This is a genomic window from Pseudonocardia sp. TRM90224 (genome assembly GCF_021245725.1).
Classification (GTDB): domain Bacteria; phylum Actinomycetota; class Actinomycetes; order Mycobacteriales; family Pseudonocardiaceae; genus Pseudonocardia.
Window position 1 is genome coordinate 1 of record NZ_JAJGSX010000020.1, and the last position, 13865, is coordinate 13865.

At 72.3% G+C, this 13865-nt stretch carries 10 protein-coding genes; 1 reads left to right on the forward strand and 9 read right to left on the reverse strand.

The window, feature by feature from the left end:
* Positions 1–838 precede the first annotated feature (838 nt).
* From LL648_RS25070 to LL648_RS25110, 9 genes are all read right to left on the reverse strand, one after another.
* Positions 839–1459, reverse strand: a complete 621-nt coding sequence (locus LL648_RS25070) for a hypothetical protein (protein WP_232665166.1) — start codon at positions 1457–1459, stop codon at positions 839–841.
* 23 nt (positions 1460–1482) lie between these two features.
* Positions 1483–2181 carry a hypothetical protein gene (locus LL648_RS25075; RefSeq protein WP_232665167.1) on the reverse strand — a complete coding sequence of 233 codons (699 nt, stop codon included), beginning with the start codon at positions 2179–2181 and terminating at the stop codon, positions 1483–1485.
* 10 nt (positions 2182–2191) lie between these two features.
* Entirely contained in the window at positions 2192–4060 is a 1869-nt protein-coding gene (locus tag LL648_RS25080; protein ID WP_232665168.1) for a serine/threonine-protein kinase, read from the reverse strand.
* A gap of 146 nt (positions 4061–4206) precedes the next feature.
* Positions 4207–7590 (reverse strand): protein kinase domain-containing protein, encoded by a 3384-nt coding sequence (locus LL648_RS25085; protein WP_232665169.1) that lies wholly within the window; start codon positions 7588–7590, stop codon positions 4207–4209.
* Between the two features lie 20 nt (positions 7591–7610).
* Entirely contained in the window at positions 7611–9077 is a 1467-nt protein-coding gene (locus tag LL648_RS44860) for a hypothetical protein (RefSeq protein WP_305080795.1), read from the reverse strand.
* Positions 9077–9859: a hypothetical protein gene (locus tag LL648_RS25095; protein ID WP_232665170.1), complete on the reverse strand. Its 783-nt coding sequence runs from the start codon at positions 9857–9859 to the stop codon at positions 9077–9079. The genes LL648_RS44860 and LL648_RS25095 overlap by 1 nt, the downstream gene beginning before the upstream one ends.
* A gap of 9 nt (positions 9860–9868) precedes the next feature.
* On the reverse strand, positions 9869–10723 hold the full coding sequence (locus tag LL648_RS25100) for a VWA domain-containing protein (protein WP_232665171.1): 855 nt from the start codon (positions 10721–10723) through the stop codon (positions 9869–9871).
* A gap of 17 nt (positions 10724–10740) precedes the next feature.
* The gene (locus tag LL648_RS25105) at positions 10741–11484 is read right to left on the reverse strand and encodes a hypothetical protein (protein ID WP_232665172.1); all 744 of its coding nucleotides are present in this window, start codon (positions 11482–11484) and stop codon (positions 10741–10743) included.
* Complete coding sequence (locus LL648_RS25110; RefSeq protein WP_232665173.1) at positions 11481–12116, reverse strand: hypothetical protein; 636 nt, start codon at positions 12114–12116, stop codon at positions 11481–11483. The genes LL648_RS25105 and LL648_RS25110 overlap by 4 nt, the downstream gene beginning before the upstream one ends.
* Positions 12117–12388: 272 nt before the next feature.
* On the opposite strand from LL648_RS25110, the gene argG reads away from it, so the two are divergent.
* Positions 12389–13813, forward strand: a complete 1425-nt coding sequence (gene argG, locus LL648_RS25115) for an argininosuccinate synthase (RefSeq protein WP_232665174.1) — start codon at positions 12389–12391, stop codon at positions 13811–13813.
* The last annotated feature ends 52 nt before the right edge of the window (positions 13814–13865 follow it).

A 13865-nucleotide genomic window follows, 5' to 3' on the forward strand; every position in this document is an offset into this window, starting at 1 on the left:
AAAGCGTCGACAACGACGTTCTGGTCGTTTGTGAGCGCTAACAACAGCCAAAACGTCGTTGTCGACACCCAAGCCCGGGCCGGCGCCGAAGGCGTGCCCGCCACCCACGGGTGGAGCTGAGAGTGCCATCCCGTCGACCTGGAAAAACCCCACCACACGGCCGCCCGTGGGCGGCCCTCAACAAAACCGCAAGGCAACAAAGCAAGCTCCGCCCACGGGCGGCCGTGTGGTATCCCCAAGGAGGTCGACGGGATGGCACGACCAACCCATCCCGGAGACTTGCCCGCCCGGCGAGGGCGCCCTTCAAAAACGCGCGACCACCAAGCCCGACAGAACCACCACCGCGAGACCATCCGCCACGAACCCACCCAACGAACCACGTCGAGAACCCACCCCACCCACCCAAAACGCGCGACTCGCCCGCCGAAACGTGGGACTCGCCCGCGGAGACGTGGGACTCGCCGTGCTGGAAGTGTCGACTCACCGCTCTGGACCGCGCGACTCCACCGCCCCGGATCGCGCGACTCACCGCTCCCGAACGCGCGACTCACCTGCCGGGACGTCGGACTCGCCCGCCGGAGGGTGGGACTCGCCGTGCCGAAGGTGTCGACTCACCGTGCCGGAAGTGTCGACTCACCCGCCGCCCCCGACTCGCGCACGGCCTGGCCCCGACTCGCGTGCGGTGTGGCCGCGACTCGCGTGCGGTGTGGTCCCGACTCACCCGCCGCCCCCGACTCGCGCACGGCTTGGCCCCGACTCGCGTGCGGTGTGGCCGCGACTCGCGTGCGGTGTGGCCCCGCCTCGCGCGCAGTGGGGTCGCGACTCGCTCGTCGCTGCGTCAGTTCTTCCATCCCCACCGTTCGCGGCGGGGTCGCCCGTCCTGTTCGGTGCGGCCCGTCGCCCAGAGCAGGTCGGCCCATGCGTCGGTGGTCCGGTCGACCGACGGCAGCAAGCGTGCGAGGACCCGGGCGCAGAGGTCGGGGTCCGGGTCCCACGCCGTCCCGAGCGCGCCGGCCACGTCGTAGGTGTGCACGAGCGTCTCCAGCACCCCCATCGCGGCCGAGGCCTCGGGGTCGGCGGGGCCGAAGGTGTGGTGGGCGCGCACCGTCGACGGGGTGGTGCGGACCATCGACGCCAGCAGCGCGCCCATCGCCGTCAGGACGGCGAGGAGGCCGTCGAGCCCGTCGGCCGGGTCGACGCGGACCGTGTTCTCCGCGCCGCCATGGTGGTTCGCCTCTGCCCGCATGGGCAGGTAGCCGGGCCGCCCGCCGGCGCCGAGCTGCGCCGCGTAGTAGAAGAGGTCGTCGGCGACGTGCTCGACGGTCTCCCAGCAGTCCCAGGTGAGGTCGCCTGCCGCGGCCGTCCAGTCGCCGTCGGCGGTGGGGGCGAGTGCGGCGACGGCAGCGGCGACCACCGCCGTCACGTCGTCGGCGGTGACGGGTCCCGGTGCAGCGGCCATGATCACGATCCTAGGTCGGGCAGCTACGGGATATCCGGGAACGGGGCCCCGTCCGCGAGCCCCGCGACGAGCGCCCGCACGTCGTTCGTCGCCGCCCACCGGCTCACGCGGCAGGCCGCCTGCGCGTACACCTGCGGGTCGGCGCTCGCTGCGCGCAGCCACTCCGGCAGGGTCGACGGGAGCGGGCCGGCGGGCTCGACGCGGCACCGGTCACCGTCCGCGCGGAGGTAGCGGTCGTCCCCGCTCACGAGCACGGCGAGTCCCTCGTCGAACCACTGCGGGACGGCGGCGCCGCCGAGGCGGGTGTGCAGCTCGACGTGCGTCAGCTCGTGGGTCGCGATCACCGGGTCGAGCCCGCGCGGCGAGAGCATCACCGCGCGGTTCAGCACGGCGACGCCACGCTCCCCACCGCCGCCGATGCGCGAGTAGCAGGCGTCGGTGCGGCAGGCGAGGAACGACGGTGAACTCGCCAGACCGCCGAAGAAGCCGTCCACCTGCCGCTCAGCGCTGTCCACGACCTCGAGCACGTGCTGTTCCTCGGCGCTCGACAGCCCGGGTTCGACGTGCACCCCCGGCCGGAGCTGCACCATCCCGTAGCAGCCGGGGCAGGTCGTCGCGGCGACGGCGGGGAACGCCACCACCACCCCGACCACCCCCGCGAGGGCCAGCACGAGGAGCGCCACCAGCCCACCGCGCAGCAGCCGTCGTGTCCGGCCCGTCATCGACCGCCCACTACTTGACCGGGGCCGGGAGGCGGCCCTCGATGATGGTGGCGAGACGGGTCGCCTCGGCGCACACCGCGGTGCCCGGCTTCGACCCGAAGAGCCTGAGCTCGGTCGCCTCGATCCGGTTGTCGCCGGCGCCGGCGGGGGCGAACGTGCGCTGCAGGAGCGAGATGTCGCATCGCTCGGGGTCCACCGCGTCGGTCGCGGCGGAGTGCGCGCCGACGGTGGTCAGCTGGGAGTAGCCGCTGAACTCGTAGTCGCGGACGAATACGACCTCGGCGGTGAGGTTGCCGATCTCCCAGAGGCACGTCCACTGCGCGAAGCCGCTGTACCGGACGACGCGGTCGGCCGCGTTTCCGTCGACCTCGGCCGGCGTGAGCAGCGTGCACGCATCCAGACCGGCGAGCGGCGACGCGTTGTCCGGCTGCCGTTGCGGGAGGCCGTCGCGGCGCAGGATCGCCTCCGCGGCCGACGCGCTGAACGACGAGATCGCGCACGAATCCAGCTTCGAACCCTCGGGAGGCGAGGCGGACAGCTCGACGGAGGTGGAGGCATCGAGGAACAGGCGGCTGCGACACACGTTGTGGTTGGTCACAACTCCCGGTGTGACCTGGGGAAATGCTCCGGTCGGTGCTTCGATCCCCACCGACTTCGCCTGCTCCGCGGTCTCGAACTCGACGAACAGCAAGGAGCTCTGGCTGCCGACGGTGACGTCGGCGGTGCACTCTGCGAAGTCCTCGAACCCCACCACGATCTCGGTCGGGCCGAACTGGCTGGTCAGCGCCGGGATGTCGATCAACCCGCAGGGATCGGCCGCGCGTGGACCCACGACCGGCAGCGGTGCGGGCGTTGAGGTGGTGGTCGTCGGTGCCGCGGCGGGTGCAGCGCCCGTGGGCCGGTTCTGGACGACCACGATCGCCGCGGCGGCAACAGCGAGCACGGTCAGCAACGCCGCACCGGCCAGTAGCAGGGCGCGGCCGCGGCGCTTGCGCGCAGCGGGCGCGACGAGTGTCGGGGACCGGCCGCCGTGGTGCAGGTGCATCGCGATTTCGTGCAGCACGGCCTGGGCCTGCGCGGCGGGCGGCCGCATGGCCGGATCGCGCGCGGTGAGGTGCTGGATCAGTGCGGTGAGGGGGCCCGCGTTGCGCGGCGGCGGCAGGTCGGTGGTCGCGATGCGGTTGAGCAGCGCGAGCGGGTTGGTGCCGGCGTCGCCGAACGGCGGGAAGCCCTCCGTCGCGGCGTAGAGGGTGGCGCCGAGCGAGTAGACGTCGGACGCGGGCCCGGTCTCGCCGGTGCGTGCCGTCTCGGGCGCGAAGTAGGCGGGCGTGCCGGTGAGCACGCCGGTCGAGGTGATCGCGGGGGAACCGGCGGCGTGCGAGATGCCGAAGTCGGTGAGCTTCACCGACGATCCCGGGCCGGGTGGGGTGATGAGGATGTTGTTGGGCTTGACGTCGCGGTGCACGATTCCCGCGTGGTGCGCGGCCGCGAGGGCGGCGGAGATCTGCGCGCCGATCGCGGCGACGTCGGCCCACGGCAGCGTCCTGTGTTCGGTGAGCAGCTCGGCCAATGTGCGGGCGGGGACGTATTCCATGACCAGCCACGGCTCATCGTTGTCGATCACGATGTCGAAGATCGAGACGATGTTCGGGTGGTGCAGCGCGGCGGCGATCCTGGCCTCGCGCATCGTCCGTTCCCGCGTGACGGCGACGTGCACCGGGTCGACGAGGTCGAGGCGGACGCGCTTGAGCGCGACGGTGCGGCCGAGCAGCTGGTCGACGGCCTGCCACACGGTGCCCATGCCGCCGGAGCCGATCTTGGCGACCAACCGGTATCGCCCCGCTACGAGCTGTGGATGGTGGTCGATCGCCGGGAACACCGCCGGAGTCTACGAACCGCGATCTGCGGTAGTCAAAACGATAGGAATTGCGCTCGGATCGATTGCGGCAGCCAATATCACGACGAAATCGGGCCGTCGAGTTCCTTCGAAGTTCACCGAAGTTTCGGGCTCGCCGGGCAAGCTCGCTACCGGCGCCTGGGCTGCTTCCGGAGCGCCGTCTGGCGGCGGACGACGACCAGCACGAGCACCGCGCCGACGACGGTGAGCACCGCGAGCGCGACCAGGTCGAGCGTCCACACGGCGCTCTCCGGCCGCCACAGCGGGTCGAACGTCGCGAACTGCTCGTCGCGGAACCGGGTGGTGGCCGCCACCATCGCGAAGCCCCACCTGGCCGGCACGAGCCAGGAGAGCTGTTCGAGCGGCGGGTTGCCGGAGAGCGGGATCAGGGCGCCGCACAGGATGAACTGCAGGAGCAGCACGAGCACGAGCAACGGCATGCCGCGGTCGGCATTGGCGATCAACGCCGAAACGAGCAGCCCCTGCACCATGATCGCGAGACCGACCGCGACCATGGCGACGATCACCTCCGCGGTGCCGTCGCCCAGCGCCACCGGCTGGTCCGGCACCGGGTTGCCCATGACGGCGAGCACCCCGAACAGCGTGCTCTGCGCCGTGACGAGCACCCCGAGCACGGCGAGCTTCGACACGACGTAGGCGCCGGACGACAGGCCGATGGCCCGCTCCCGCCCGAAGATGGTGCGTTCCTTCACCAGCTCGCGGAACGCCGCGGCGAACCCCATGAACGCGCACCCGAGCACGAGGATCAGCAGCAGCTGCACCGGATCGTCGTTCGGCTGGAAACCGAGCCGGCCCCACTCCGCGGCCGAGAGCCCTGCCCGGCCGGGCAGGAGCTGGGCGAACCCGGCCAGCGCGAGCGGCAGCCCGATCATGAACAGCGCGAACGGCCGGTCGGATGCGATCACGTTGAGGTAGCGGCGGGCGAGCACCCCGAACTGCCGCAGCGCCGGCTGCTGGCGGGGCGCGGGCGGCGGGGCGGAACGCGGCGCGGCGGGCGGCGCCGTCGTGGCCGGGGCGCCGTACTTCGCGTAGGCCTGCGACGCCCGGAACCGGCTCGTCCAGTCGACGTCACGGGACTGGTCGAGCAGCAGGAACATGTCGGCGAAGTCCTTCTGCCCGAAGTAGGCCAGTGCCTCACCGGGCGGCCCGAAGTAGGCCAGCTTGCCGCCGGCCGCGAGGACGAGCAGCCGGTCGCACACCTCCAGCTGCGCGGGCGAGTGCGTCACGACGACGACGGTGCGGCCGTCGTCGGCGAGCCCGCGCAGCGTCTGCATGACCGACTTGTCCAAGCCGGGGTCCAGACCCGACGTCGGCTCGTCGAGGAAGAGCAGCGACGGGCGGGTCAGCAGCTCCAGCGCGACGCTCGTCCGCTTGCGCTGGCCGCCCGACAGCGTCGAGATCCGCTGCGTCGCCTGCTCGCTGAGGCCCAGCTCGGTGATGACCTCCTCGACCCGCTCGTTGCGTTCCCGGGCCGGGGTGTCGGCGGGGAACCGCAGCGAGGCGGCGTACCGCAGCGCCCTGCGCACCGTCAGCTGCGGATGCAGGATGTCGTCCTGCGGGACCAGGCCGATGCGTTGGCGCAGCTCGTCGTAGCCGTCGTAGAGATCGCGGCCCGCGTAGCGGACCTGGCCGGAGTCGGCGGGTCGCTGTCCGGTCAGCGCACCGAGCAGCGTCGACTTGCCGGCCCCGCTCGGCCCGACGACCGCCAGCAGCGACCGCTCCGACAACGCGAACCCGACGCCGTCGAGCAGCCGCTTGCCCGAGCGTGTGACGACGAGGTTGTCGGCCTCGAACGAGATGTCGCCCTCGTCGGTGTACTCGACGAGTGTGCCGCCCTGCAGGTGCAGCAACGAGTGGCCGATGCCGACGACGTCGTCGGGCCCGATCGTCGTCGGCTCGCTGATGCGTCGGCCGTTGACGAATGTGCCGTTCCAGCTCCTGAGGTCGGCGATGCGGTACGACCCGTGGACGTAGAGCAGCTCGGAGTGGCGGCGGGAGACGAGCGGGTCGGCCAGCACCACGTCGCACTCCGCCGCCCTGCCGATCACGACGGACGCCGCCGTCAGCTGGTGCAGCGCGGTCGCCTTCCGTTGCTGCCACGCGGCCGGACCGCCGGGTGCGCGGGGCGGCACCTGGGCGGGCGCGGGAGCCGGCCGAGCCGGAGGCGGTGGCGGCGCTGCCGGAGCGGTCGCCGGCTCGTGGCGGGCGGTGTAGTGCAAGGTCGGGCTCGGTCCGGAAGGTTTGCGCGGCTCCGCGGGCTGCCGCGGCTGGGGTGGCTGGGGCTGCTGGGGTGGTTGGGACGGCTGAGGCGACACAGGCGGCTTGCGCGGCTCCGGTGTCTTGACCGGCTCGGCGACGACGGCCGGCTGCTGCTTTTCCGGCGCGGCCGACCGACCGTTCTTTGTGGCCTTCCACCAAGCGGCCGGTGCTGATGCCTGGGCCGCCGGTGTTCGGGCTGCCGGCTTCTTGCTTGCGGCGTTCGTCTGCGTCCACCAGCCACCGGTCGGCGGGACGGTGGGCGGCGGGGCAGGGCGTGCCGGCTCGGGCGGCGCTTGCTTGGCGGCGGCCGCCTTCCACCACTCACGACCGGCCCGTACGCGCTCGGCCGGCGGATCCGGATCCGGCGCGGAGATGGGAGGCGCCGGTGGGGCCGGGGGAGCGGCCAGCGCGGCACGGGCCGCGGAAGCGAGCGCCGCGGCCGACTCGTGACGGTCGTTCGGGTCCTTCGCCATCCCGCGTGCGACCACCTCGTCGAGCGCTGCCGGCGTCCCCGGCCGGACCTGCGAGGGCGCGGGCGGCGGGGCGGTCATGTGCGCGCTGATCACCCCGAGGCGTTCCGGCGACACAAAGGGTTTGCGAGCCGTCAGGCATTCGAACAGCAGACATGCCAGCGAGTAGACGTCGATGCGGTGATCGGTCGGGCCCTGTGAGAACCGCTCGGGTGCCATGTAGTCGATGGAGCCGATCGCCGCGCCGTCGGTGGTGATGCCCGCACCGCCGATCGAGCGGGCGATGCCGAAGTCGACGAGGTAGACGAAGTCCGTCCCGGCGGCCTGCTCCGCGGTCGAGCCGGCGCAGAGCACGTTGCTCGGTTTGACGTCGCGGTGCACGAGCCCGTCGGCGTGCGCGGCGTCGAGCGCGGCTGCGACCTGCGCGACCACGTCGACGGCGGCGGCCGGCTCGAGCGGCCCGCTCGACAGCACCTCGGCAAGATCACGGCCCTCGACGAGGCGCATGTCGATGAACAGCTGGCCGCCGATCTCGCCGTAGCGGTGGATCGGGATGACGTGCGGTTCGCGCAACCGGGCGGCGAGCTCCGACTCGCGGCGGAACCGGGCCGTGTAGTGCCCGTCGCTGGCGAGGCTGGGCAGCAGGAGCTTGAGCGCGACCATGCGGTTCTGCGCCGTGTCGAAAGCCCGGTAGACCTCGCCCATACCGCCACGTCCGAGGAGGTGTCCGATCCGGTACGGGCCGAACATCCGCTGGTCCATCGCCTGTCTCTCCTGGGATCTCACGGCTTCTTCTGCTTCCGCCTGGCGATGATGTGGAGCGTGACCAGCACCGGGACGAGCGCCAGGACGGCCGCCGTGCCGACCGCGGACGACGGTTGCGTCCCGTTCGCGGTGAGCGCGCCCAGCATCACGATGAAGACGACGTACCAGAGGATGATGATCAGCGCCGCCGCCCCGAGGAACCGGCCGATCTTGCGCCACCCGGAGCCCGGCCGCGCAGCCGCCGGGGGCGGGGGAGCCGGCGCAGGCGGTATCGGGGTCTGCGGTACCGGGGCCTGCGGTACCGGGGCCTGCGGTGGGGCGCCGGTCTGCTGCCACCAGGTGTTGCCCTGCCCGGCCGCGGCCGTAGCAGGCGGTGGGGCGGCGGGCCGGGGCGGCGCGGCAGGCGGCCGGGACGTGGGACGGGGTGTCGGCTGTGTCTGCTGCTTGGACGGCGGCGGTGGTGATTGTGGCGGTGCGGGCCGGGGCGTGGGCGACGGCCGCGGCGCCGTCCGGACCGGGCCGCCCTGGACCGGAGCTTGGCCGGCCGGCGGCTGGACCTTGTGGGTGCCCGTGCGGGTCCACCACGGCGCCGGACCGCCGAGGAGCGACTCCATGTCGCCGGTCGCCGTCCAGCCGGGTGTGCAGCACGCCCGCAACCGGGCGGCGAGGTGGTCGACGAGCGGATCGTGCAGCTGCGCGACCTGCCCCCAGGCCGGGGTCCGGTGCGGCGGGCTGTAGTCCTGCTTGCCGAAGAGCAGGTTCTCGCCGTCGTTGAGGTACTCCCACTGCTTGGGGTCGCGGGAGAGCGCCAGCAGTGAGAGGTAGATGACGAGGCCGGGGAAGGTGTCCATCCACGGGCCCCACACCCGGTTCGGCGGCTGGTAGTTGCGGTGGCCGGCCTCGTTCGGCGGCGCCGAGCGGGCGAACGGGGTGATCCAGGCGCTGTCGAAGTCGACCAGCCGGAGCCGTCCGCTGTTGTCGACGAGCACGTTGCCGTGCTGCAGGTCGCCGTGGGCGAAGTGCGCGCTCTGGGTTCGGCGCACCAGGTCGCGCCACGAGCCGGCGAGCGACCGCAGCTCGTCGCGTGCCTCGGCCTCGACGAGCTCCTCGACGTGCTGGTCGAGCGTGTTCCCGTCGACCCATTCCATCTGCACCATCGGCCAGCGGTGGCCGTTGACGAGGATCGCGTCGTCGATCCACCCGCAGGTCGCGACGTCGTCGGTGAGGCCGCGTTCGGTGAACCAGCTGTTGAGCGCGGTGTAGCGCTCGCGCGTCGAGGCGTCCTCCCGCGTGAAGAACCGCAAGGCCTGGGCGCGACCGCCGACGGTCGCCTTGAACACGACCGCGGTGGTGCCGGAGGCCGGGACGGGGATCTGGAGCAGCGGGTGCACATCGAACCGGGCCGCCACGAGCTCGGGACGGGTGAACACCAGCTCGGGGTGCTGGACGGCCCTGATGTACTCCTCGCCGCTCGGGAACTCCATCACAGGCACACCACCAGCGACGACGGCTCGGCGGTGTCGACGGCCACCCGCAGCAGCGTGACGTCGTCGTTGTGCAGCCGCCCGGCGGCGCGCTGGTCGGCGACGAGCGCGGCGAACGTCGCGTCGTGGTCGACGTCGGCGAGCAGGTCCCACAGCACGTGCTGGTTGCGCCGGGCCTCGACCAGCAGCCACTGCGCGAGCGCGTCGGTGGCCATGAAGAGCAGGTCTCCCGCGCGGATGTCGCCGTAGGCGAACTCGAGGCGGCGGGCCATCGGTTCGACGGACGCGGCGTGGGTGCTGATGCCGTCGGGGGACAGGCCGAAGCTCTCGACGTCGAGCGGCGGGAAGTGCGCGAGCAGTCGCCGGTCGCGGACGTGGAACAGCACGGTGTCGCCCAGCGCGGCGGCCTCCCAGCGCGGGTGCGCGCCGTCGAGGCCGACGAGGCGGGCGCCCAGGAACGTCGCGAACGAGCCCTCGTCGCGGAACTTGAGCTCCTCGATCACGCTGGCGAACACGTCAGGCGCCGCGGCCGCCCACATCGCCTGCACCTGCGTGAACCAGGCGCGCAGGCCGTCGCGGTCGAGCGCGGGCCCGTCATCGGCGACGAACGAGCCCGCGAGGTGCTCGACCCAGCGCAGCGCGTCGTAGGCCTCGGTGGCGCCGTCGACGACGACGAACCGGGCCGTCGTCGAACCGTCGCGGAACGCGGCGGCGTCCTCCCACTCCAGCGGGCTGCTGCCGAGCTTCTCCAGCGCGAAGCACGTCGATCGGGACTGCATCATCGGCGGCCCTCACCGACCCCTGAGGTCGGCGACGCGGGTGCCGATCTCCAAGAACTTCACCAGCGTCCCGGGGCCGGCGTTGAACACGAACCCGCGGGCGCCGTCGTCGACCCTGACGTGGCTGCCGCGGGCGTTGGCCACCATCGTCTTCGGCAGCGGGCTGGAGATCCCGAACAGCTCCGGGCCCGGGTCGGGCAGGCCGTTCGCGCTGGTCGGGAACATGACCTCGGCGGCGCCGGTGGGGGAGAGGAAGATGTTGAACAGCAGCGCCGGCCCGTCGTCGGTCTCGATGGAGGTCAGCCGCGACGCCCATTCGGTGAGGTCGGCGCCGTCGTACGGGCTGTCGGTGACCATGCCGTCGGTGATGTTGATGATGATCGGCGGGAACGAGCCCATGTGGCGCGACGCCCAGTCGAAGACGTGCTCGCCCGCCACCGCGATCGCCTGGCACATCGGTGTGCGGTAGCCGTGGACCGGCTCGACCCAGACCGGCACGCGGGACGTCGCGACGGCGTCGATCGACGGCTCCGCGACGATGGCGAGCGGGTTGGTGAACAGCTTCGGGATCCCGACGATCGGGTTCGCGGCGAGCGCGCCGCCCAGCGCCGACTCGACACCCTCGCCGCCCGCGCCCGGGCGGATGCCGTAGCCGAAGACGCCGATGTCGAAGTAGTGGCGTGCGGTGCCGCCGACCTCCTTCGCCGACTTGACGCACAGGTCCAGCAGGATCTTGTTGACCGCGCGGGCCGCGCCCTGTGCCATCGTCGTCCCGCTGGACTGCCACTGGTGCTTCATCGAGTCCGAGCGGTCCAGCAGGAACACGATGCAGCCCTGGTTGGTGCGGGAGAACGTCTGCTCGTACATGGGTGTCCGACTCCTGGTCAGGTGGTGGTGCGGCGGCGGCTCGCGACGACCGTGGCGGGCCATTCGGCGCCGGAGCGCCACGTCCACTCGTGGTCGTCGACACGGCAGCGGAACGCGTACCCGGCGCCGTCGACATGGGTGACGTCGATGCGGAACGCCCCGCACCGAGGGCACTGGACGATCCGCGCGGACCGGCGGTAGCCGGCCATGTCCGGGGCGGCCGGCCCGGATTGACGGGCAGCGCGGGAAGCGGGCCGACGGTTCGTTGCGTCGTGCGGGCCCTGGTTCCACCAGCTCGGCGCCGCATCGACGGGCAGCACCACCCGCGCGGTCTCCTGGCCGGGGACGGGAGGCGGGCCGGGTGGGCTCGGTGGGCTCGGTGGCACGGGCTGCCTCGACGGATCCGGGGTGCGGTGCTCCGCCGGTGATCGGTCTGGCGCTGACCGGTCCGCCAGTGGTCGCTCTACGGGTGGCTGCCGCGCCGGCGCGTCCGTCCACCACCCGTCCGCGGCGGGTCGGGGTGTGCGGGCGGGTGTCCGGCTCGGGGCTCGGCCGGGCGGTGCCGGGGGTGCCGGTGCCGTCGGCGCGATCAGCAGCGCGACAGCGGTGCCGAGCAGGGCGGCGCCGACCACGATGCCGAGGTTCAGCGGGAACCCCGGGTCGTCGAGCCACACGATCAAGCCGACGACCCCACCCGCGGCGGCGAGCACGACGGTGGCGACGAGCACCGCCGTCGACGAACCGCTCTCCCGCGCGTTCACGGCTTGCTCCGGACCAGCGTGAACACGACGTCCGCCGCGGGGTTGTTGGGTGAGGTGCAGCGCGGTGCTCCGGGCAGCCCCGGCAGCGGGCCCACTTCCCAGCCGTCGCGGGGTTCGACGCACACCGTGCGGCCGGCGAGCGGCGTCGGTGGGAAGTAGTCGCCGTCGTCGTTCAGGTGGATGTCGTCGTCGTTGTCGACGGTCAGCTCCGCGCTCGGCCGGCCCTGCACGCCGGCGGCCGCTGCCACGTGCACCTTGACCCGCTCGACGTCCACCTTCACCTCGCCCGATCCGGCCTCGGCCGGCTGGCGTCCGGTGCACGTGCTCGGTGGGTTCGAGCCGACCACCCGCAGCGCGGCGGTGGTGCGGACGCAGATCTGGTTGCCGGCGACGGCGACCTCCGGGGTCCAGGAATCGTCGTCGCCGAGCTCGCCGCTCGCCAGCACCGAGCCGTCGTCGACGATCTCGAGCCGGACGCCGTCGGGCGCGCCCTCGACCGTGACCGTCCCGGTCGGGTGCGACGGCAGCACCCACGCCGCGAGCGACACCGTCCCGAACGCGAGCACGGCGGCGTACACAGGGGCGAGCAGCGGGTGCCGGAACGCCGGTCGGCTGCTGTGCTTCACGGGCATGAGGGCTTCAGGTGCATGGGAAGGCCGAGGTCGGCAGAACCTTCATGCCACGAAGTGTCGGAAGGCCCAGGCCGGTGCGCCACCGTGCTGGCACCCGTTGTCGGTGCGGCTGCCACAGGTGCTGGAACTGATGACGATCGGCCACGAGGTCGATTCTCGGTTCGCGGGACGCCGGGTATGCAGGTAGCGGACTACCTGCATCGCGCTCAACCGCAGGGCGACCGGCGGTCCCGAGGCGGGGACCCCGTCGAGGCGGCGGTTAGGGTACGCGCGTGTCGAAGGTATTGGACAAGCTTCCCGTCGGTGAGCGCATCGGCATCGCGTTCTCCGGTGGACTGGACACGTCCGTCGCGGTGGCGTGGATGCGCGAGCACGGCGCCGTGCCGTACGCGTACACGGCCGACATCGGGCAGTACGACGAGCCGGATCTCGCCGACGTGCCCGAGCGCGGCCGGACGTACGGCGCCGAGCTGGCCCGGCTCGTCGACTGCCGCGCCGAGCTGGTCGAGGAAGGGCTGGCAGCGCTGGCGTGCGGCGCGTTCCACATCCGGTCGGCCGGCCAGACCTACTTCAACACCACCCCGCTCGGGCGTGCGGTCGTCGGCACGCTGCTGGTGCGCGCGATGCACGAGGACGGCGTCTCGATCTGGGGCGACGGCTCCACGTACAAGGGCAACGACATCGAGCGGTTCTACCGCTACGGCCTCCTCGCCAACCCCGACCTGCGGATCTACAAGCCCTGGCTCGACCAGGCGTTCGTCGCCGAGCTCGGCGGGCGGCACGAGATGTCGACGTGGCTGACGCAGCGCAAGCTGCCCTACCGCGACTCCGCCGAGAAGGCCTACTCCACCGACGCGAACATCTGGGGCGCCACGCACGAGGCGAAGCGGCTCGAGTACCTCGACACGTCGCTGGAGATCGTGTCGCCGATCATGGGCGTCGCGTTCTGGGACCCGGCCGTCGAGATCGAGGCGGAGGACGTCACCGTGGAGTTCGCCGCGGGCCGGCCGGTGCGGATCAACGGGCGCGGGTTCGCCGACGACGTCGAGCTGGTGCGGGAGGCCAACACCATCGGCGGACGCCACGGCCTGGGCATGTCGGACCAGATCGAGAACCGGATCATCGAGGCCAAGAGCCGCGGCGTGTACGAGGCACCCGGCATGGCGTTGCTGCACGTCGCCTACGAGCGGCTGCTCAACGCGATCCACAACGAGGACACCGTCGCGATGTACCACGACGAGGGCCGCAGGCTCGGCCGGCTCCTCTACGAGGGCCGCTGGTTCGACTCGCAGGCGCTGATGCTCCGCGAGAGCCTGCAGCGCTGGGTGGGCAACCTCGTCACCGGCAGCGTCACGGTGCGGCTGCGCCGCGGCCAGGACTACTCCGTGCTCGACACCGTGGGCCCGCACTTCAGCTACCACCCCGAGAAGCTGTCGATGGAACGCAGCCAGGACCCGGCGTTCGTCCCGAACGACCGCATCGGCCAGCTGACCATGCGCAACCTCGACATCGCCGACACCCGCAGCAAGCTCGAGCAGTACGCGACGCACGGGCTGCTCGCCGCCTGGAGCGGGATCTTCGGGGAGCTGCCGCCCGGCGGCGCCGAGGCGATCGCGGCGGGCGGGCACGACGGCGAGGCCGTGCCGATCGACTCCGACGCGCTCGACCAGGCCGCCATCGAGTCCGGCACGGACTGACGGCCGAACTTCCCCACCGTTTTGCCTACTTGCACACCCTCGGAGGTCTGCA